The organism is Vibrio sp. NH-7 (assembly GCF_053643215.1).
Genome location: NZ_CM132187.1, coordinates 979226 through 1000713 on the forward strand (window position 1 = coordinate 979226; position 21488 = coordinate 1000713).

At 46.4% G+C, this 21488-nt stretch carries 19 protein-coding genes; 17 read left to right on the top strand and 2 right to left on the bottom strand.

Annotated elements, in window-relative coordinates; translation table 11 throughout:
- Positions 1–43 precede the first annotated feature (43 nt).
- Entirely contained in the window at positions 44–1777 is a 1734-nt protein-coding gene (gene argS / locus ACUALS_RS04670) for an arginine--tRNA ligase (protein ID WP_038141007.1), read from the bottom strand.
- 242 nt (positions 1778–2019) lie between these two features.
- Between argS and ACUALS_RS04675 the strand changes: the two genes are divergently transcribed.
- Positions 2020–2619, top strand: coding sequence for a VOC family protein (locus ACUALS_RS04675; protein WP_454448967.1), 600 nt, complete (start codon positions 2020–2022; stop codon positions 2617–2619).
- A 12-nt stretch (positions 2620–2631) separates the two neighbouring features.
- Here ACUALS_RS04675 and ACUALS_RS04680 read toward each other — a convergent pair whose 3' ends face one another.
- Positions 2632–5406 carry an insulinase family protein gene (locus ACUALS_RS04680; protein ID WP_454448968.1) on the bottom strand — a complete coding sequence of 925 codons (2775 nt, stop codon included), beginning with the start codon at positions 5404–5406 and terminating at the stop codon, positions 2632–2634.
- A 317-nt stretch (positions 5407–5723) separates the two neighbouring features.
- On the opposite strand from ACUALS_RS04680, the gene sixA reads away from it, so the two are divergent.
- The 16 genes from sixA (at position 5724) to ACUALS_RS04760 (ending at position 21487) form a co-directional block, all read left to right on the top strand.
- Positions 5724–6188 (top strand): phosphohistidine phosphatase SixA, encoded by a 465-nt coding sequence (sixA, locus tag ACUALS_RS04685; RefSeq protein WP_005471726.1) that lies wholly within the window; start codon positions 5724–5726, stop codon positions 6186–6188.
- Between the two features lie 200 nt (positions 6189–6388).
- Positions 6389–8482 carry a flagellar biosynthesis protein FlhA gene (flhA, locus tag ACUALS_RS04690; protein ID WP_038141013.1) on the top strand — a complete coding sequence of 698 codons (2094 nt, stop codon included), beginning with the start codon at positions 6389–6391 and terminating at the stop codon, positions 8480–8482.
- 30 nt (positions 8483–8512) lie between these two features.
- A complete protein-coding gene (gene flhF, locus ACUALS_RS04695; protein WP_454448969.1) occupies positions 8513–9997 on the top strand; it encodes a flagellar biosynthesis protein FlhF in 1485 nt (494 codons plus the stop codon).
- A 12-nt stretch (positions 9998–10009) separates the two neighbouring features.
- Positions 10010–10897 (top strand): MinD/ParA family protein, encoded by an 888-nt coding sequence (locus tag ACUALS_RS04700; RefSeq protein WP_038141016.1) that lies wholly within the window; start codon positions 10010–10012, stop codon positions 10895–10897.
- Positions 10890–11624, top strand: a complete 735-nt coding sequence (locus ACUALS_RS04705) for an RNA polymerase sigma factor FliA (RefSeq protein ID WP_038141019.1) — start codon at positions 10890–10892, stop codon at positions 11622–11624. The genes ACUALS_RS04700 and ACUALS_RS04705 overlap by 8 nt, the downstream gene beginning before the upstream one ends.
- 43 nt (positions 11625–11667) lie before the next feature.
- Positions 11668–12036, top strand: a complete 369-nt coding sequence (cheY, locus tag ACUALS_RS04710) for a chemotaxis response regulator CheY (protein WP_009600177.1) — start codon at positions 11668–11670, stop codon at positions 12034–12036.
- 36 nt (positions 12037–12072) lie between these two features.
- A complete protein-coding gene (locus tag ACUALS_RS04715) occupies positions 12073–12792 on the top strand; it encodes a protein phosphatase CheZ (protein ID WP_005471768.1) in 720 nt (239 codons plus the stop codon).
- 9 nt (positions 12793–12801) lie between these two features.
- Positions 12802–15030, top strand: a complete 2229-nt coding sequence (locus ACUALS_RS04720; RefSeq protein WP_454448970.1) for a chemotaxis protein CheA — start codon at positions 12802–12804, stop codon at positions 15028–15030.
- A gap of 24 nt (positions 15031–15054) precedes the next feature.
- Positions 15055–16176, top strand: coding sequence for a protein-glutamate methylesterase/protein-glutamine glutaminase (locus ACUALS_RS04725; protein ID WP_005471743.1), 1122 nt, complete (start codon positions 15055–15057; stop codon positions 16174–16176).
- Positions 16177–16185: 9 nt separating this feature from the next.
- Entirely contained in the window at positions 16186–16962 is a 777-nt protein-coding gene (locus tag ACUALS_RS04730) for a ParA family protein (RefSeq protein ID WP_005471673.1), read from the top strand.
- On the top strand, positions 16955–18115 hold the full coding sequence (locus ACUALS_RS04735; protein ID WP_454448971.1) for a chemotaxis protein CheW: 1161 nt from the start codon (positions 16955–16957) through the stop codon (positions 18113–18115). Before ACUALS_RS04730 ends, ACUALS_RS04735 begins: the two co-directional genes overlap by 8 nt.
- 37 nt (positions 18116–18152) lie before the next feature.
- The gene (locus tag ACUALS_RS04740) at positions 18153–18647 is read left to right on the top strand and encodes a chemotaxis protein CheW (protein ID WP_005471655.1); all 495 of its coding nucleotides are present in this window, start codon (positions 18153–18155) and stop codon (positions 18645–18647) included.
- Positions 18647–19141, top strand: a complete 495-nt coding sequence (locus tag ACUALS_RS04745) for a DUF2802 domain-containing protein (protein ID WP_005471638.1) — start codon at positions 18647–18649, stop codon at positions 19139–19141. Before ACUALS_RS04740 ends, ACUALS_RS04745 begins: the two co-directional genes overlap by 1 nt.
- A 192-nt stretch (positions 19142–19333) precedes the next feature.
- Positions 19334–19954 carry a cytochrome c biogenesis heme-transporting ATPase CcmA gene (gene ccmA, locus ACUALS_RS04750; RefSeq protein WP_005471661.1) on the top strand — a complete coding sequence of 207 codons (621 nt, stop codon included), beginning with the start codon at positions 19334–19336 and terminating at the stop codon, positions 19952–19954.
- 1 nt (position 19955) lies between these two features.
- Positions 19956–20624 (top strand): heme exporter protein CcmB, encoded by a 669-nt coding sequence (gene ccmB, locus ACUALS_RS04755; protein ID WP_038139041.1) that lies wholly within the window; start codon positions 19956–19958, stop codon positions 20622–20624.
- Positions 20625–20734: 110 nt separating this feature from the next.
- Positions 20735–21487 (top strand): heme ABC transporter permease, encoded by a 753-nt coding sequence (locus ACUALS_RS04760; protein WP_038139038.1) that lies wholly within the window; start codon positions 20735–20737, stop codon positions 21485–21487.
- The last annotated feature ends 1 nt before the right edge of the window (position 21488 follow it).

Below are 21488 nucleotides of genomic sequence, written 5' to 3' on the forward strand. Positions count from 1 at the left end.
TTTCACGCCAACCTTTCTGATTATCTAAAAGCTTGATGCTGAATTACATGCGCTCTAGCGTTTCGATACCTAGCAGAGATAGACCTTGCTTGATTGTCTTCGCAGTCAGAGCTGCAAGCTTCAAGCGGCTCTGCTTCACTGACTCGTCTTCAGTGTTAAGGATTGGGCACGCTTCGTAGAAGCTAGAGAACTGACCCGCTAGTTCGAATAGGTAGCTACACATGATGTGTGGTTGACCTTCACGAGCAACAGATTGTACCGCTTCTTCAAACTGAAGCAGTTTAGCGATAAGCGCTTTTTCTTTCTCTTCAGTCACTTTGATTTCGCCTGCTAGGTTATCCATAGAGATACCTGCTTTAGCGAAGATAGAAGAGACACGAGTGTAAGCGTACTGCATGTAAGGCGCTGTGTTGCCTTCAAACGCTAGCATGTTGTCCCAGTCAAACACGTAGTCTGTTGTACGGTGCTTAGATAGGTCTGCGTACTTAACCGCTGCCATAGCAACAGTGTTAGCGATTTTGACTTTCTCTTCTGAATCAAGATCTGCGTTCTTAGATTCGATCAGCTTGATTGCGCGCTCTTCTGCTTCATCTAATAGATCAGCAAGACGAACCGTACCACCTGCACGAGTCTTAAATGGACGACCATCTTTACCTAGCATCATGCCGAACGCGTGGTGCTCAAGTGATACTTCTTCTGGCACATAACCTGCTTTACGAACGATAGTCCAAGCTTGCATTAGGTGCTGATGTTGACGTGAGTCGATGAAGTAAAGTACGCGGTTTGCACCTAGTGTTTCGTAACGGTACTTAGCACATGCGATATCCGTCGTGGTGTATAGGAAGCCACCATCACGTTTTTGGATGATAACACCCATCGCTTCGCCATCTTTGTTCTTGTATTCTTCTAGGAAGACAACTTGAGCGCCATCATCTTCTTGAGCAATACCACGCTCTTTCAGATCGGCAACAATGCCAGGTAGCATGTCGTTGTACATGCTTTCACCCATAACATCGTCACGAGTTAGAGATACGTTTAGGCGGTCGTAGTTACGTTGGTTTTGAACCATAGTAACGTCAACCAGTTTCTTCCACATCTCAGCGCAGTATTCGTCGCCGCTTTGTAGTTTCACTACGTAGTTACGTGCACGAACAGCGAACTCTTCGTCTTCGTCGTAGAGCTTTTTCGATTCGCGGTAGAAGGCTTCAAGGTCAGACAGTTCCATTGAAACTTCGCCAGACTCTTTTTGAACGCGTTCTAGGTTAGCGATAAGCATGCCGAACTGAGTACCCCAGTCACCGATGTGGTTGGCACGAATCACTTTGTGACCTAGGAATTCAAGAGTACGAACAACTGCGTCACCGATGATGGTTGAGCGTAGGTGACCGACGTGCATTTCTTTAGCAACGTTTGGCGCAGAGTAGTCTGCTACGATCGTTTGCTGCGCTTCTTGCGCGACACCTAGGCGAGCATCTGCCAATGCAGACTCGGCTTGCTTCGCTAGAAACTCTTCACTTAGGAAGATGTTAATGAAACCAGGACCTGCAATTTCAGTTTTGCTTGCGATACCGTCTAGGTCCAGAACATCCAATACTTTCTGTGCAAATTCGCGTGGGTTCGTGCCTAGCTTTTTCGCTACGCCCATTACGCCATTCGCTTGGTAATCACCAAACTGTGGTTTTGCAGATTGGCGGACTGCGGCAGGGCTGCCTGCAGGTGCGCCAGCGGCTTCTAGAGCCTGAGAAACTTTGTCATTAATAAGTGCTTGGATATTCACACGCGCTTCCTTCAATTCTAGGGAATTGGTTGGGTATACATTCGCTATTGCTAGGCTTGCAGTTGTTGCCTGAATAATATCCACCGAAATGGAATGAATGTATATCTCGATCTAGTTCATAATTTGGAGCACATAATAGCAACTTTATTGGATTCCTTATAGGGAGTGAACTGGGAAATTTTCTACTTTTCCTGATGATCTTGTTAGTATTGAAGAAAAATTAATGTTTTAGGTGAAATTAAATGTCTCAAAGACTGATTGATGCTGAATTAATGCCCCAACAGATGAAGCAAAAATTGAACGATTTTATGCATAAAATCCAACAGTTAGGCGAAATCTTGCATATTAATTTGTCGGATTTTCAAGCAGATCATATTGCACTGCGCATCAACGAAGCAGAATTGGCACATTTAGCCCATCAAGAATGGCTAAAAGCGGGGAAAGAAATTTCCAACGCGATGATCAATGGTCGACCGATATTCGTTCTTGAATTCAATCAGCCACTTAACGCATTAGAGTGGCAAATCGAGTGCTTGGAGCTACCTTATCCCGCAGAGGGTAAGTATTACCCCGAACAAAGCTGGGAGCATGTGGAGTTTGTTGTACCATCTCACGCTAAAACGGCGGAAGAATATTTGGCAGATCTCAAACGCCAATTTCCTTGTTTCGCTGAGAAGTATGATGTCTTGTCGGATCAAGGCGTGAAAATCAAACTATCGAGCCCAAAAGGAGAAGGGGAACGTTTGAACAATCCGACGGTGGCATTTAAACGAAGCGGGGTGTGCATCAAGCTACACCCACATTCGTTAAAGAAGATTGTTGAATCTGAACAAGCGAGTTAATGGCGACGCGAGTTAACCGAGTTCGATGTCTTTTGGTCTTAACTGAAACTCTTCAATTGATCCGATCTCAGATCCAAGTTCGAGCTTCTCTGACTCGTGGTGCGCATTGCCTTGTGTGTGCATGATGAGTCGATTGGCGGTACGAGGTTTGAGCTCGTTGACGACAAAACGAATCATGTCGGAGCGATCCAGAGTCTTAAGTTCTTCTAGCACTTTTTCTTTTTGGTTGAAGTCGAGATCTTTGTTACCAATCGCAACCCACAACCGCTGTGCCCGAGACCTCAATGTCGTATCGGGTGCCGCGATTTGGTTCCATAGCCCTCGTTTACTGCTGTGCCACTGGTATTCATTCAGCTCTAGCAGGACCATATAAAAGGCGTTTAAAAACTCATCAATGGACTGGATTAGGTCGCTTGGAGCGGCATTGGGGGATTGAACATAGAGCACAATACCTGGATGCTTGTTTAGTGGTAGGTTTCCTGTTCCTACCATGTAGCCAAGCTGCTGCTTTGTCCGAATCTCATGGAAAAACGTCGCCGACATTAAGTGGTTAGCCAGTGAATACAGCGCAATACTGCGGGGGCTCTTATCTTCACATTGATAGTAAAGCACCACGGCTGAGTCTTCTTGGTCACAAAACACTTCCCGCTGAAACGACCCGTTTTTACCCAACATGACAAGCGGTCGTAACGACTCTTCGTACTGTTGATTCTTGACTCTTAGCGCGTCTTTTAGCGTATTACCGAGGCTGAGCGCTTCTTCTTTCGTCCAGTCACCATACACAAACATCTCAACATGCAATTCAGAGAGAATGTCTTCAACAAAACTGGATAACTCTTCAACGCTTATGGGCTCTAACGCGTCGACTAGCACCGAGTAGGGGGGATTGTTCGGCTGTAAGATTCCGGTTAGAGCATTAAAGAGTTGCGAAATTGGACGATCTTGCGAAGCATTGCGCCAATTTCTTAGCATTTGCGTTTTTATCGTGTCAAAGCGTTGCTGACTAAAGTCCCGTTTAGCGAATCGCTGCAAAATGAGTTGCATCAACTCCGGCTGCTTCTGGGTGAAACCTGACAAGGTTAAGGTAACGCCACCTTGATGGGCGTACATGTTGTAACCCATGCCCGCAATTTCTGCTTGGTATGTCTCTTTCGCCAAGCTGTCTAAGAACATCTCAACGCAAAGTCTTGTTTTTACGATGTTTGTCGGGGTTGAAACTGCTTGGGGGCTGTCGATAGCAACGTACAAGACGCCTTTCGGTACTCGGTATTCGGTGTCTTGCAAATGCCAAAGTTTAAAGCCGGGTAACTCTTCAATCACCTGAGGTACAGTGTCATTGCCCTCAATGGGTTGAGGGTCGAGATCGTAGCAAATGAAAGGGTTTTTATCAGGCAGAGAAAATTTGAGCGGCGATGGCTTTTGATAATGTGATCGCTGCTGGTCACTAATCGGGTGAACCGCGTATGGTGTGAAGTACCACTTCGCTTCTTTATCGTAATCTAGCCCTTGAGCAATCAGTGTGACACGAAGATTGTCGACTGAGAAATAATCAGTCAGAGAAGTGAGTAGTTGCTCGTTATAGCCTCGCATCATGTAGTCGCCGTAAACCACATCTTCGGCTTGATAGTGCTGCATATTGATAACAAGGTGGCTGACAAGATCAAGTGGTCTTGTTGGCTCTTGAAAGCGAAACGCAGATTCAAGGACGGCTTTTTTCTCAAGGTATCGCCATTCATCCATACCTTTTGTTTTGATAAGGGTTATGTAGCTGAATACCGACTGAATGATATCGTCTGTATGCGACATCCCTTCCTGCGTCAGTGAGCAACTAATGGTGAAATCCCGATAGTTGCTGCCGCTTGCGCCTCCACCTGCGGAGAGGGATGTAATCCAGCCTTGTTCTTTGAGTGCGACCATCAGGCTTCCAGGTCCTTCATCGCCCAGCAGATGCGCGAAGTAAGAGAGTGGCTTGGTTTGGTAGTACTTATCCATACCAGGCATTGGGAAGGCGAGAATCAGCTTGCGCAGATCTTTTATCGGCTCTACATGCACCGAAATCGAGGTTGAATCAGCGTCCGAGTATTCAGCATCGATTTTTTTGCCCGCAAGTTGATGATTGGGAATGTCGTTAAACATCTCTTCGCACAGGGTTTGAAGCTCATCAAGCTCTTGTGGACCAATGATGGCCAATGTCATCAGATCCGCAGAGTAATGCGAATAGTGGAAGTCGATTATCTCATCTCGAATGGATTTTCCGCCCCGATCGCCCAGCGTTTCCAGATTACCGACTGAAAACTTACTGAACGGATGCGCTTGGTTGATCACTTCTTTATTGACTTGATATAAGCGACGCGAGTCATCATTGAGTTTCAACTTGTATTCAGAGTCAACCGCTTGGCGTTCTTTATCTAATGCTTCCGGATTGAATAGTGGAGCGGTAAAGAATTGACTGAAGCGATCTAAGGCTGATGGGAAAGCGTTGGGGGATACATCGAAAAAGAAACAAGTATGTTCAGTCCCAGTCCACGCATTGTTGCTGCCACCATGTTGATTAATATAACTTTGAAATTCGCCCACTTTCGGGTACTTTTCGGTCCCCAAAAATAGCATGTGTTCCAAATAGTGGGCTAACCCTTCTCGGTCTTGAGGATCATCGAAGTGGCCCACGTTGACGGCCAACGCCGCGGCACTCTTTTGCGCATTGGCGTCATGCGTCAGCAACACTCTGATACCATTAGGTAAAGTGAGGTAACGGTATGTATTGCTATCATTGGGGCTGATGTGCACGTGATTGTCTCCGATGAGGTAATTATGTGTAAGCCAGTTCAGTATTGATAATGTCAATAGGCCCTAATAATTATGACTCGGATATCCATCAGTGCAAACTATCTGTTTGAGAAATCTGAGCAAAATAGGGTTTCGCAGGCTGTGGGATTTGTCGCAAAGAGTGTTAACGAAGTCTGAGTCTTTGCCACAGTACTTGATATAATTATTGACGAGAGTGATCGATTTGAAGCTCCCAAAGCGCATTGTGTGGGCGACAATTCAAATAATATAAATTCTGATCACCAATAATAATTCAGAGAATAGTTTAGGATGAAGCCATGAAAATTTTTATCATGCGTCACGGAGAAGCGGAGCATTACGCGCCCAGTGACGCAGAGCGTGAGTTAACCGACCGAGGCCGAAGCGCTTCAGTTGCGGTTGCGAAGGCTTGTGCTCAGCAAGGATTCCAGCAGTTTGATAAGGTAATCGTTAGCCCATACATTCGTGCCCAGCAAACATGGCAAGAGATTTCGACCTATTTAAGTGCTAAAAGCATCGAAACGAATGAAGATATTACGCCTTACGGCCAAGCTGAAGAGGTTGCGGATTACCTACAAGCCGTAGCCGATTTGGAAAAGCTGGATTCGGTTTTGCTGGTTTCTCATCTGCCGTTAGTAGGCTATTTGACAGCGGAGTTTGTTCCCGGGATGGTGCCACCAATGTTCCCAACTTCAGGGCTCATTTGTATCGACTATTCACTTGAAAAGCAGCGCGGTGACGTCGCTTTTAATATTCAACCGTGACCTTCTTGTAAACACCCTAAATCACTGCGCATTGTGCCAACGACAATGCGTATTTATCAAATCGGAAGTTACCTTTGTTTCTCCGTATTATGGTGGGGTGTTTATCCATCATTGTCAGTCATTTATTTGACATGATAAATGGACTGAAACTTGCATATTCCAATAAGTTTCTCATTCCATAGAAAATTTAACGCCTATCTATGAAGTTTTCTTTACCATTTGCGGATAAATTACCCTCTATCCCACAAAGAGCGATGCCTGCGATTGGCGCCCCCGTCATGGTTTTGGCCACGTTGGGGATGGTTGTATTACCTATTCCTGCATTTTTGCTCGATTTATTCTTTACCTTCAATATTGCGCTTGCAATGGTTGTCTTGCTGGTCACGGTTTACACTCGCAGACCCCTTGATTTTGCGGCATTTCCAACAGTACTTCTGATTGCGACCTTGTTGCGCTTAGCGCTAAACGTCGCATCAACTCGAGTGGTATTGCTCTATGGGCATGAGGGTTCTGGTGCGGCAGGTAGTGTGATTGAAGCCTTTGGTAGCGTGGTTATTGGCGGTAACTACGCAGTTGGTTTGGTCGTGTTCCTTATCTTGATGATCATCAACTTCATGGTTGTAACCAAGGGTGCTGGGCGTATATCTGAAGTAAGCGCTCGTTTTACGTTGGATGCATTACCCGGTAAACAAATGGCCATCGATGCCGACTTGAATGCGGGGTTAATCGATCAAGACCAAGCCAGAACCCGTCGCCAAGAAGTGACGAAAGAGGCGGATTTCTATGGTTCGATGGACGGTGCATCAAAGTTTGTTAAAGGTGATGCCATTGCCGGTATTTTGATTCTGTTTATCAATATTATCGGTGGTCTCTCAATCGGTATGGCGCAATACGGTTTAGGGTTTGGTGAAGCGATTCAAATCTATACTCTACTGACGATCGGTGATGGCCTAGTTGCACAAATCCCATCGTTACTACTTTCGATTGGCGCAGCCATTATGGTTACACGCCAAAATACCGATGAAGATATGGGTCAACAGGTTGTCTTTCAAATGTTTGACAACCCTAAAGCCCTGACAATCACGGCGATAATCTTGGGCGTAATGGGTATTGTTCCAGGCATGCCCCACTTTGCATTCTTACTGCTGGCTGCTTTGGCTGGTGGCGCCGCTTATTGGATCAATCGCAAACATAAAAAAGCGGCAGAAAAACCCAACTTGCCCGCGACGACAGAAGCAGAAGCGCCCACGCCAAAAGAGCTCTCTTGGGATGATGTTCAGCCTGTCGATATTGTCGGACTAGAAGTCGGTTATCGATTAATTCCTTTAGTTGATAAAGACCAAGGCGGGGAGCTGTTAGAGCGCGTGAAAGGTGTACGTAAGAAACTTTCCCAAGATTTCGGATTCCTCATTCCTGCGGTACATATCCGTGACAATCTAGAACTGACGCCAAACAGCTATCGCATCACTTTGATGGGCGTCGCTGTTGGAGAAGCCGAGATTCGCCCTGATATGGAGCTCGCGATTAACCCAGGACAAGTGTATGGAATGATTGATGGTGAGCCCACAATTGACCCCGCCTTCGGCCTAGAGGCTATCTGGATTCGAGAAGAGCAGCGCGAACACGCTCAAGCGTTAGGGTACACGGTTGTCGATTCTTCGACGGTCCTTGCGACGCACCTGAGCCAACTGCTGACCAACAATGCATCGCAGTTAATTGGTCATGAAGAAGTACAGAACCTACTTGAGATGCTAGGCCGTAGTACGCCTAAACTGGTGGAAAGCTTTGTACCCGACCAACTCCAATTGGGCGTTGTGGTTAAAGTGCTACAAAACTTGCTTAACGAAGGTGTGCCAATCCGTGATATTCGTACTATCGTTCAAACCTTGTCCGAATACTCGAGCAAAAGTCAAGAACCTGACATTCTCACCGCTGCGGTTCGCATTTCCCTTAAACGCCTAATTGTTCAAGAAATCAATGGTATAGAGCCAGAATTGCCAGTAATCACTCTAATCCCGGAGTTGGAACAAATTTTGCATCAGACCATGCAGGCTTCTGGTGGTGAATCTGCTGGGATCGAGCCTGGTTTAGCTGAGCGACTACAATCATCATTGAGTCAAGCCACTCAAGAACAAGAGCTCAAAGGCGAACCTGCGGTGTTACTAACCTCCGGAGTTTTGCGCTCAACCTTGGCGAAGTTTGTTAAGAACACGATTCCGTCTTTGAGAGTACTCTCATATCAGGAAATCCCAGACGAGAAACAAATTCGCATTGTTCAGGCGGTTGGTAACTAGCTCCAAATGCGAGAATAAACGGTACCCAAATTGAAGATTAAACGATTTTTTGCCAAAGACATGCGTACAGCACTGCTCCAAGTGAAAGGGGAGCTCGGTGATGATGCGGTGATCATGTCTAATAAAAAAGTCGCAGGTGGTGTGGAGATTGTTGCCGCGGTAGACAGCGATGGGTCGACAAATCGTCCGGCAAACAACAGCTATGGTTCCAGTCCAAGACATGCTGCTCCTCGCCAAGCGCCTGCTACGATACCGACGCCGTCAAAACGTCAACTTGAAGATGATCGTGTTACCCTGCAAGCACACGCGGATTCGGGACGCTCGATGACGCAACGTTTCGCCAATATGCTCAAGCAATACAGCGGCGGTAAGCCAGAGCATGAAGATGAAACCGATGAAAGAGAGACCGACTCGCTTTCTGCTTTGCTCCAAAGACAAGCGGCATCTCGTTCAAACAGCAACGAGCGCGTGCAACTTAAAGAAGATTCTCCATTAGCCCGTCTTATCGCGGAAGATCGCCGGATAGAAAGACCACAAGCCAAGCTAGACCCTAGCCGCTATGAGCGTGGCAAGCCGAACGAGCAAGCCGTTTCAAATGAAGATCTTGAAGAAATGAAAGAAGAGATGATGTCCATTCGTCGTCTTCTTGAACACCAAGTGTCTGGCTTAATGTGGCAAGAAGTGGAGCGAAGAGAACCGCTCAGAGCGATGTTGATTAAGCGTCTTGAGCGAATGGGTGTCTCGTCAGATCTTGCTGACCAACTTGCTTGTTACATCCCTGAAGACACGCCACCAACCAAAGCTTGGAAGGCGCTGCTAGGTCTTGTTTCGGACCAGATCCCAATTTCTAAGCAAGACATCTTGAAGCGAGGTGGTGTTGTTGCACTGCTTGGCCCTACGGGGGTGGGGAAAACCACCACTGTTGCAAAACTTGCTGCGCGAGCGGCAATGGAGTGGGGAGCAGACAACGTTGCTTTGGTCACCACGGACACATACAGAATTGGTGCCCATGAGCAGTTGGCCATATATGGTCGAATTATGGGATGTGCTGTAAAAGTCGCTAAAGATTCCAAAGAGTTAGCCGATGTAATATATCAGTTAAGGAATCGCCGCCTGATTCTTGTCGATACTGCGGGTATGGGACAGCGTGATGTCAGGCTGTCTGAGCAGCTCGACACCTTAATGCACGAAAGCGGTGAAATGATCCATAGTTATCTGGTATTGCCTGCAACGGCGCAGAGAAAAGTTCTACAGGAAACGATTGATCATTTTAAGCGCATACCGTTATCGGGGTGCATTATGACTAAGCTTGATGAATCTCTAAGCCTTGGCGAATTTGTAAGTGTGGTAGTGCAAAATGCCCTACCTGTCGCCTACATCGCGAATGGACAGCGTGTCCCTGAAGACATAGTGATTGCACAGCCAAAATACATGGTAGCTAAGGCAAACGAATTATTAGAGAAGTCGGCAGACGACGAGCCTCACTACTGGAATAGTGAAGCGGAAAGGTTCTAGCGGCGGACGATTATGACAAATACTATGATACAAGACCAAGCAAGCGGATTACGCCGCTTAACACAACCTTCGTTAACAAAGGTCATATCAGTCACAGGCGGTAAAGGTGGCGTTGGTAAATCTAATGTAACGTTAGGAATGGCCATTTGCATGGCGCGTCAGGGCAAAAAAGTCATGGTTCTTGATGCCGACTTGGGCCTGGCAAACGTCGATGTCATGTTAGGGATTCGACCGAAGCGAAACTTAGGGCATGTACTGGCCGGAGAATGTGACCTAAAAGATGCCATCGTTGAAGGTCCGCACGGAATTAAAATTATTCCCGCGACATCCGGTACACAGTCGATGACAGAACTGTCTCATGCGCAGCATATCGGTTTGATTCGTGCCTTTGGCAGCCTTGAAGACGAAATGGATGTATTATTAATTGATACGGCGGCTGGTATCTCTGATATGGTAGTCAGCTTTTCGCGCGCTGCCCAAGATGTTGTTGTTGTTGTGTGCGATGAACCTACGTCGATCACCGATGCATATGCTTTAATTAAACTATTGAGCAAAGAGCATCATGTTCAGCGTTTTAAAATCGTTGCAAATATGGTCAGAAGTTATCGAGAAGGGCGAGAATTGTTCGCAAAGTTGACCTTGGTCACAGAGCGATTCTTGAATGTTAGCCTTGAGCTCGTAGCATGTATTCCATTAGATGATAAAGTGCGACAAGCGGTTAAGAAACAAAAGATTGTTGTTGATGCTTTCCCGCGTTCACCTGCGGCTTTGGCGATTGGTTCACTGGCGAATAAAGCGTTAACTTGGCCAATTCCGAAAACCCCGAGTGGACACTTGGAGTTTTTTGTCGAACGATTACTAAATAGAACAGAAATGCTAGAGGAACCATTTGGTGAATAAGGCCCTGACCTATGACCAATATGCAAACCAAAACAGTCAGCGAGCTTTTTTAGAAAAGTATTCGGTGCTAGTGAAGCGTATTGCCCACCATCTACTCGGGCGGTTACCTCCTAGTGTTCAGGTCGAAGACCTTATTCAAGCAGGCATGATTGGTTTGCTTGAGGCCCAGAAAAACTACGATGGTACAAAAGGCGCCAGTTTTGAAACTTATGCGGGTATTCGTATCCGCGGTGCTATGCTAGATGACATAAGACGTGGAGACTGGGTGCCACGTTCTGTACATAAACACAGCCGCGAGATTAGCCAAGCAATCTCGGTACTTGAAGGGGAACTCAATCGAGACCCAACAGATGCCGAAGTCGCACAGCACTTAGGGTTGAGTTTAACTCAATACCATACCGCGTTAACGGACATAAATTGTTCGAGATTGGTTGGGATTGAAGACCTAGGAGTCTCGGAAGATGTCATCACCCCTGATGGTGACGAAGAGGCAAATACGCCTTTTCAAGGGGTTGCAGACGAATATTTTCGCAAAGCGTTAATCGATTCGATCAAATCTTTACCAGAACGAGAGGCACTAGTACTTTCGCTTTATTACGATGAAGAGTTAAACTTAAAAGAAATCGGCGACGTTATTGGGGTTAGCGAGTCACGCGTTAGCCAAATACTAAGTCAATCAATGCAGCGTCTACGCACTAAATTAAGTGCATGGACAAATAATGAGTAAAACACTGATATCGAACTCAGTGGAGGCAATTTTGAATAAAAACATGAAGATCCTTATTGTTGATGATTTTTCAACAATGCGCCGTATCGTTAAGAACCTACTTCGCGACTTGGGTTTCAATAATACCCAAGAAGCTGATGACGGCTTAACGGCGTTACCGATGTTGAAGAAAGGCGACTTCGAGTTTGTCGTAACAGACTGGAACATGCCTGGTATGCAAGGTATCGACCTTCTGAAGCATATTCGTGCAGACGATGAGCTGAAGCACCTACCTGTATTGATGATTACCGCTGAAGCAAAACGCGAGCAGATCATTGAAGCTGCACAAGCAGGTGTAAACGGTTATATCGTTAAGCCTTTTACTGCCGCTACGCTTAAAGAAAAACTAGATAAGATTTTTGAGCGTCTATAGTCAAGGTAAGACTTAGCGAAGCTAAAGGTCAAAAGAATGATTTCATTAGAACAGGCAAAGCAACTCGTCGAGCTGTTGGAAAATGACCAGCAGCAAGAAGCAGATACTCTTTTTCGAGAGGTTTACGAGACGTCGACCAACCCTATGCTTCAAGAAATAGGGGAGTTAACTCGTGATCTGCATGAGTCAATCAAGCAATTCACAATTGATGAACGCATGAGTGAAATTGCCAATGACGAAATCCCGGACGCAAGGGATCGCCTTCAATACGTCATTGACAAAACAGAGGTTGCGGCAAATAAAACCATGGACGCTGTCGACCGCTGTATGCCGATTGCAGACAATTTGCATGAAGGCCTACTGAAAGTGCGACCACAATGGAATGAGCTGATGCATGGCAGAATTGATCTCGCCGAATTCAAAGCGCTGTGCCATCGAATTGACGACTTACTGAGTCAAGTCGAAGGGGACAGTTCAGAACTTCGAGGTCAGCTGACGGAAATTCTAATGGCTCAGGACTTCCAAGATTTAACCGGCCAAATCATTTCTCGCGTTATTACGCTAGTTAATGAAGTTGAAGGCCGGTTGGTTGAAATCCTAACGGCGTTTAGCACCACCCAACTGGATGACAACTCAGATAACAAGAAAGATGCATCTACGGCGCCGGAAGGTCCGATTCTTAACCCTCATGAAAGGGATGATGCCGTTTCATCACAAGACGAAGTAGACGATTTGCTCTCGAGTCTTGGGTTTTAGAGGTAACATATGAGCTACGATTTAGACGAAGATATTCTTCAGGATTTTTTGGTGGAAGCAGGGGAGATTCTAGAACTACTCTCCGAGCAGTTGGTAGAACTAGAAAATAACCCTGACGACAAAGATCTACTGAACGCGATATTCCGTGGTTTCCACACCGTTAAAGGTGGTGCGGGCTTCCTGTCATTGACTGAACTGGTTGACACCTGTCACGGTGCAGAAAACGTGTTCGATATCTTGCGCAATGGGCAGCGTTCTGTTAGTGCAAGCTTGATGGATACGATGCTTAAGGCGTTAGATACTGTCAATGAACAGTTCCAAGCCGTTCAAGACCGCGAGCCTTTGCCACTCGCTGAGCAATCTTTGCTAGATGAACTTCATCGTCTAAGTAACCCTGAATCACAAGACGAAGCTCCCGTAGCTCAAGAGCCGGCGCCTGTAGTAGCTCCAGAGCCTGTTCAGCCAGAGCCGGTTGCTGCGCCTGAACCAGCGCCAAGTGCGGATGTTTCGGCAGGGTCTATTGACGAAATTACGCAAGATGAATTCGAAAAACTATTGGACGAATTGCACGGTAAAGGCAGTGCGCCAGGCACAGTAGAAGCACCTGCTGCGCCTACGCCACCCGTTTCGCAGCCTGCGGCTGATATGAGCGGTGACATTACCGATGATGAGTTTGAGAAGTTACTGGATGAACTGCATGGTGTTGGTAAAGCGCCAGGCGAGAACGAACCAGCGGCTGCGGCTGCTCCGCCACCACCACCTCCAACTTCTCCATCAGCACCTTCTGCGGCGATGGCTGGTGACAGTGATTTGATGACTGACGAGGAGTTTGAAAAACTGCTCGATGAACTGCATGGTTCGGGTAAAGGCCCGTCTATTGAAGAACTAGAAGCGGCGACCAAACCAGCAGCAGTTAACGCTCAAGCTGCGCCGACTCCTGCTCCTGCACAACCTGCCGCTCCTGCACCAGCGCCAAAACCTGCCGCGCAACCAGCAGCAAAGGCTGAAGTGAAACCAGCAGCGAAGAAAGAAGTCGCCACTCAAGCTAAGAAGCCTCAAGCAGAGGCAACGGTTCGTGTTGATACCTCGACGTTAGACATCATCATGAATATGGTGGGTGAACTCGTTCTGGTTCGAAATCGACTGCTGAGTCTTGGCTTAAATAGCAACGACGAAGAGATGTCGAAAGCGGTTGCTAACCTTGATGTGGTTACAGCAGACCTTCAAGGCGCGGTGATGAAGACGCGTATGCAGCCAATCAAGAAAGTATTTGGTCGCTTCCCTCGCGTTGTACGTGATTTGGCGCGTAGCTTAAATAAAGACATCACGCTTGAAATGCGTGGTGAAGATACAGACTTAGATAAAAATTTGGTAGAAGCGCTCGCGGATCCACTGATCCACTTGGTTCGAAATTCAGTCGACCATGGTATCGAGATGCCTGATGATCGTGTTGCTGCTGGCAAGTCTAGAACGGGTAAAGTGATTCTGTCTGCAGCCCAAGAAGGTGACCATATTGAACTTGCCATCGTCGATGATGGTGGCGGTATGGACCCTGATAAACTTCGTGGTATCGCGGTTAAACGTGGCATCATGGACGAAGACGCAGCATCTCGCTTGACCAACAAAGAGTGTTTCAACCTTATTTTCATGCCTGGTTTCTCAAGTAAAGAGCAAATCTCAGATATTTCTGGTCGAGGCGTGGGTATGGACGTAGTGAAGACGGCCATCAATACGTTGAACGGTTCTATCGATATCGACTCTGAAATGGGTAAAGGAACGAAGATCACCATTAAAGTACCGTTAACATTGGCTATTTTGCCAACGCTGATGGTCGGTGTTGCTGGTCACCCATTTGCGCTTCCGTTAGCAAGTGTGAACGAAATATTCCACTTGGATTTAAGCAGAACTAACGTGGTTGATGGTCAATTGACAATTATTGTTCGTGACAAGTCAATTCCATTGTTCTACTTGCAAAACTGGTTAGCTCCGCAGGCTGGTCGCGTCGAGCTACGCAAAGGTCACGGCCACGTCGTGATTGTTCAGCTTGGTAGCCAGCGCGTTGGTTTTGTTGTGGATACCTTAATCGGTCAGGAAGAGGTTGTTATTAAACCTCTAGACAACCTTCTACAAGGTACTCCAGGTATGGCGGGTGCAACAATCACCAGTGATGGTCATATCGCGTTGATCCTCGATGTGCCTGACTTGCTTAAGCAGTATGCCGCTGCTTCTCGAATCTAAGTCGCGAGATATAAAAGGAAATATATGGCGATCAAAGTATTAGTTGTTGACGATTCGAGTTTTTTCCGCCGCAGAGTGAGTGAAATTATCAACTCTGAAGCGAGGCTGGAAGTCATTGATGTAGCAACCAATGGTAAAGAAGCGGTAGAGAAAGCGCTCAAAATAAAACCTGACGTTATTACCATGGATATTGAGATGCCAGTCATGGACGGTATAACCGCCGTCCGTGAAATCATGGCAAAATGTCCTATCCCAATTTTGATGTTCTCATCACTTACACATGATGGAGCGAAAGCGACACTAGACGCTCTAGACGCTGGTGCTTTGGACTTTTTACCGAAGAAGTTTGAAGACATAGCTCGCAATCGAGATGAGGCTGTTTCTTTGCTTCAGCAACGTGTTATTCAAATCGCGTCGAAGCGTACGTTCATGCGTCGCCCAACGATTGCTCCGGTAACCAAGCCAAGAACGTCAACCACTCCAACCGCTCCGAGTCGTACACCGTTACAAACGAAAGCGGCTCCTCAGGTAAAAGCAAAACCTGCGGCGCGTTTTAAAGCAACGGGTAAAAAATATCAGTTAACCGCGATTGGTACGTCAACAGGCGGTCCGGTTGCATTGCAAAAAATATTGACAAAATTACCGGCCAATTACCCGCATCCGATTGTGTTGATCCAACATATGCCGGCGACATTCACTGCTGCTTTCGCTAGTCGCTTGAATTCATTATGCAAAATTCAGGTTAAGGAAGCGGAAGATGGTGATGTTCTCAGACCCGGTGTCGCTTATTTGGCGCCAGGCGGTAAACAGATGATGATAGACGGTCGCCCAGGAAATGCGAAGCTTCGCATTATCGATGGCGGTGAGCGTATGAACTACAAACCTTGTGTTGATGTAACCTTTGGAAGTGCGGCGAAAATCTATGCAGATCAAGTGCTTTCAATGGTTCTGACGGGGATGGGTGCAGATGGCCGAGAAGGCGCGCGCATGCTCAAGGGCACTGGTGCGACAATCTGGGCGCAAGATGAAGAAAGTTGCGTGGTCTATGGCATGCCCCAAGCGGTGGCTAAAGCTGGCATTTCAACAGAAGACCTACCGCTCGACCGTATTGCAGAGCGCATGTTAGTTGAAGTTGGTCTAGCATAGAGGTTACGCATGATTGTATGGAGCATAGCAAACCAGAAAGGCGGTGTAGGTAAAACTACAACCACCATTACGTTGGCTGGTTTGCTAAGTAAGCAAGGGAAACGCGTTCTACTTGTAGACACGGATCCTCACGCTTCATTGACGACTTATCTTGGTTATGACTCTGACGGTGTGCCAGCAAGCCTCTTTGATCTGTTTCAGCTTAAAGAGTTTAACGAGCATACAGTGATGCCGTTAGTCATGAAGTCAGATATTGAGGGTATCGATTTGATACCCGCTCACATGTCGTTAGCAACCTTAGATCGTGTGATGGGTAATCGTAGTGGCATGGGTTTGATTTTGAAGCGAGCATTGAATGCGTTACGTCAGCGCTACGACTACGTGCTCATCGATTGTCCACCGATTTTGGGTGTCATGATGGTCAACGCGCTTGCCGCGAGCGATCGTATTCTTATCCCTGTACAAACAGAGTTTTTAGCGATGAAAGGCTTAGAGCGTATGGTTCGTACGCTCGCGATTATGCAGAAATCGAGAGGTCAAGAGTTCAAAGTTACGATCGTACCAACCATGTACGACAAGCGAACGCGCGCATCGCTACAAACGCTTCAACAACTCAAAAAAGATTACCCAAGCCAAGTTTGGTCTTCTGCGGTACCGATCGACACTAAGTTCCGCGATGCAAGCTTAAAGCACTTACCTGTGTCTCATTTTGCATCGGGTAGTAGAGGTGTATTCGCTTACAAGCAGTTGTTGATTTATTTAGAGAGGCTGTCTATCGATGAGTAGCCAGTCGTTGCTTTCCAGTGAGCAAGCGCTAGACGATTATTTCACTGCGCTACTTGAAGAAAGTGTAGAAGAGGAAGAAATTCTGGTTGCCAAAGAGCAGTCAGAGGGTAGTCTCTCTGCAGAGCCAGAGCCAGAGCCAGAGCCAGAGCCAGAGCCAGAGCCAGAGCCAGAGCCAGAGCCAGAGCCAGAGCCAGAGCCAGAGCCAGAGCCAGAGCCAGAGCCAGAGCCAGAGCCAGAGCCAGAGCCAGAGCCAGAGCCAGAGCCAGAGCCAGAGCCAGAGGAACTTGAAGATTACTCTTTGCAGCCGATGCTGCAGTCTGTCGATGAAAAAAGCTATTTCCAGTTGCCATCAGAAGAGATAGAAGTCCCAAATCTTGATGATGTCGAAAGGCTGCTTAAGCAGTTGGAAACGACTAACCCTGTTGCAGAGCTTGATTTAGAAGAGGTCTTAGAGCAAAACACGGTAGAGATCGCTCAAGCTCAAGTTGTTGAAGAAGAGATTCAAGAATGGGATATTTCTGAGCCTGAAATAGTCGTCGAGAGCGTATCTCAAGAAGCGCTAGCAGAACCAGCAGTCGAGATTGAAATTGCTGATGACGTCGCTGAGGTCGATCAAATTGACGAAGTTGAACCAGAAGTTAGTGTTCAACTAGAAACCGAGACTGGTGGCAATGGGCTGGATAACTGGCAATCCACAGCGAGAAGTACCGATTTTCAAGTCCTCTACTTTGATGTCAATGGTGTGACATTTGCGGTTCCACTCGATGAGTTAGGGGGAATACATCGCATTGCTGAGCTTAACCATCTGATTGGTCGACCTGTTTGGTATTTAGGGTTACAAACCAGTCGAGAAGCGCAACTTGACGTAGTAGACACCGCTAAATGGGTCATGCCAGAAAAACTTAATGATGATTCTCACAAAGAGGCTTATCAATACATTGTGATGCTAGGTGCGAGTATGTGGGGCCTTGCCTCTACAGAGTTAAAGGGCACCGAAGCTCTCGACCCAAGCATGGTTCGCTGGCGAGAAACGGCGGGTAAACGCCCGTGGTTAGCTGGTATGGTAAAAGAAAAAATGTGTGCATTGATTCATGTTGAAGCATTGATAGCTATGCTTAATGCAGGACTTGATGTAAAAGCGTTAGACAAATAGTACATGAGTGCCAATTTAGGCGTAGAGAGGAATAGGTATGTCTCAAACTAGTGAAGTAGAAGTAAGAAAAGACCAGTCTAATGACGAAGTGCTTCAGTGGGTGACGTTCCAGTTAGAGGAAGAAACTTACGGCATCAACGTAATGCAAGTTCGTGAAGTTCTTCGTTACACTGAAATTGCGCCAGTACCGGGTGCTCCAGATTACGTACTAGGTATTATCAACCTACGTGGTAATGTTGTTACCGTTATCGATACACGTTCTCGTTTTGGTTTAATCGAAGGCGAAATTACGGATAACACACGTATTATTGTTATTGAATCTGAACACCAAGTTATCGGTATTCTGGTAGACAGTGTGGCTGAAGTGGTTTACTTGCGTTCTTCAGAAATCGATACCACGCCAAGTGTGGGTACCGATGAAAGTGCGAAGTTCATTCAGGGTGTGAGCAACCGAGACGGTAAGCTGCTTATCCTTGTTGATTTGAACAAGCTGCTAACTGATGAAGAATGGGATGAGATGGCTCACCTATAATGGATGAGAGTATGTTAGCCAGTATGCCAGTGATCGCTGGCGTAGTGGCTCTGGTCATTCTGTTATTTGTGCTAGCACTGATACGTCTGCGCTCAGGGCAAACCAAAGTGGCTGATCAACTGCGTCAACAGAATCGCCACTTAGAAAAAGAGCTGCAAAAGTCGAACAAACAACTGCTTGAAGTACGTTCAGTGGTTGTTGGGTTGGGGCAGCGAGTCAGTGAACAGCAGGATATCATTCAGCATCTAAACGAACGTATTACCGAACTAGAGCAAGAAGATAGCGACGGTCGTCTTTACTCAAGAGCGAGTAAAATGGTTCAGCTTGGGGCAGATTTAAACGAACTCATTGAAGAGTGCGAGCTACCTAAAGCCGAAGCTGAACTGATGATGTCACTGCAGAAAAAGATAGCAGGTAAAGAGAAAGTTCCTCCGTTGGAGAGCAGTCCTGAACGGCAAAAATCTCAACCTCGTCAAAGACGTGCTAGAAAATAACCAAACTTATGAAGGTGCCATACGGCACCTTTTTTTATGTAAGCATGTAACTATTTAGTGGTAGTTGAGTCACGATATGTTTAATTGTTAACAGATTCTTACTTAGTTTCGTGATTCGTATAGGTCTAATGCTGTGTTGTGGCGATATGGCTGTGGTAATATAGCGACTCAAAAATTTAGTAGTGACCGACCATGTTAGAAGTATCACAACTTACCGCCATCCGAGATGAAAGAATTCTCTTCGAATCCCTCTCTTTTAGTATAGATTCCGGTGAATTAGTCCAAATAGAAGGGCGCAATGGTACGGGTAAAACGACTCTCTTGCGCATCATCACCGGACTAGGTGACCGCGATCAGGGAGAGATTTTTTGGAACGGCGAGAGTATTGAATCTAACCGTGATGCTTTTCATGAAGATTTGCTGTTTTTAGGTCATTCAACAGGCGTAAAGCGCGACTTAACAGCTTACGAGAATTTACGCTTTTATCTGTCGGTTCATTCAAAAGCGTCAATTGATAAAGAAACTATTTACCAAGCTTTGACCAAAGTAGGCTTGGCTGGTCGAGAAGATGTTCCCGTTGCCCAACTCTCTGCGGGCCAGCAGCGACGTGTAGCGTTAGCCAGATTATGGTTGAGCCAACACAAATTGTGGATCTTAGATGAGCCGCTAACGGCGATTGATAAACAGGGTGTGAAGGTATTGGAAGCGCTGTTTCTCAACCATGCGGAGCAAGGCGGCATCGTCATGTTAACGACGCACCAAGATATGTTCACTGACAACCCGAAACTTAGAAAAATTAAACTGGGTGAATAACATGATAGGAACCATGAATAGTATCGTTCGTCGAGAGCTTTTAATCGCTTTTCGTCGACAAGCTGATGTTCTAAATCCTTTGTGGTTTTTCATCATTGTTATCACTCTGTTTCCGTTGAGCATCGGACCAGAGCCTAACCTGTTAGCGAGAATCGCGGCTGGTATTGTTTGGGTAGCAGCATTGCTTTCGGCGTTATTGTCTTTGGAGCGATTGTTTCGTGACGACTTTCAGGATGGCTCGCTAGAGCAGATGATGCTAATGCCTGTTCCATTGCCTGTCGTGGTGATCTCCAAAGTTGCAGCACATTGGATATTAACGGGATTACCTCTAATTTTAATCAGCCCTCTTTTAGCAATATTATTGTCGTTGGATTTTAATACCTGGCTTTCGGTTGTCTTGACGTTACTTGTCGGTACACCAACCTTAAGTTTCATCGGCGCGATTGGTGTTGCATTAACAGTTGGCTTGCAAAAAGGCGGAGTGCTACTCAGTCTTCTAGTGCTTCCGCTGTACATTCCAATTTTGATTTTTGCGACGTCTGCCATTGATGCAGCCTCGCTGGGTATTGCGTATAACGGTCAACTGGCAATCTTAGGAGCAATGTTTATGGGAGCGTTGACTCTGACACCTTTTGCGATTGCGGCAGCGCTTCGAGTAAGCGTCAATTAATTGTTTTTGATCAAGCACGAATTTTTCCCTTTCTATAAATTACAAAACTAATAATTGTCAAAGTCGTGAATACGATGAAAGACAGACTGAAGTAAGAGTGAGAACTAAACATGTGGAAATGGCTCCATCCCTATGCCAAGCCTGAATCTGCTTACCAGCTCAGCGGTAAGCTATTGCCCTGGTTTTCCATACTAGCCCTGCTGTGTTTATCCGTAGGGACCGTATGGGGACTTGCATTTGCACCGTCAGATTACCAACAGGGTGACAGTTTCAGAATTATCTATATCCACGTCCCATCCGCTATTTGGTCGATGGGTGTCTATATGTCGATGGCGATAGCAGCCTTTATTGGCTTAGTATGGCAAATTCGCTTGTCAGATTTAGCCGCATCGGCGATGGCACCAATCGGAGCCGTGTATACCTTTATTGCCCTTCTAACAGGGGCTATCTGGGGAAAGCCAATGTGGGGTACTTGGTGGGTGTGGGATGCACGCCTTACCTCAGAACTGATTCTTTTGTTCCTCTATCTTGGCGTTATCGCGCTCTATCACGCGTTTGATGACCAAAAAACAGCCTCAAAAGCGGCTGGTATCTTGGCAATTGTTGGCGTGGTTAACCTGCCTATCATCCACTTCTCTGTTGAATGGTGGAATACATTGCACCAAGGCGCGACCATCACCAAATTTGAAAAGCCATCAATTTCAAGCAACATGCTTTGGCCGCTGTTACTAAACATATTTGGTTTCGCATTCTTCTTTGGTTCTGTAACTATGATCCGTTTCCGTAACGAAATCATTAAAAACGAGAGTCATCGCCCTTGGGTGGCGAAGCTTGCGGCAGCTAAGTCTCAGAGAGGTAACTAAA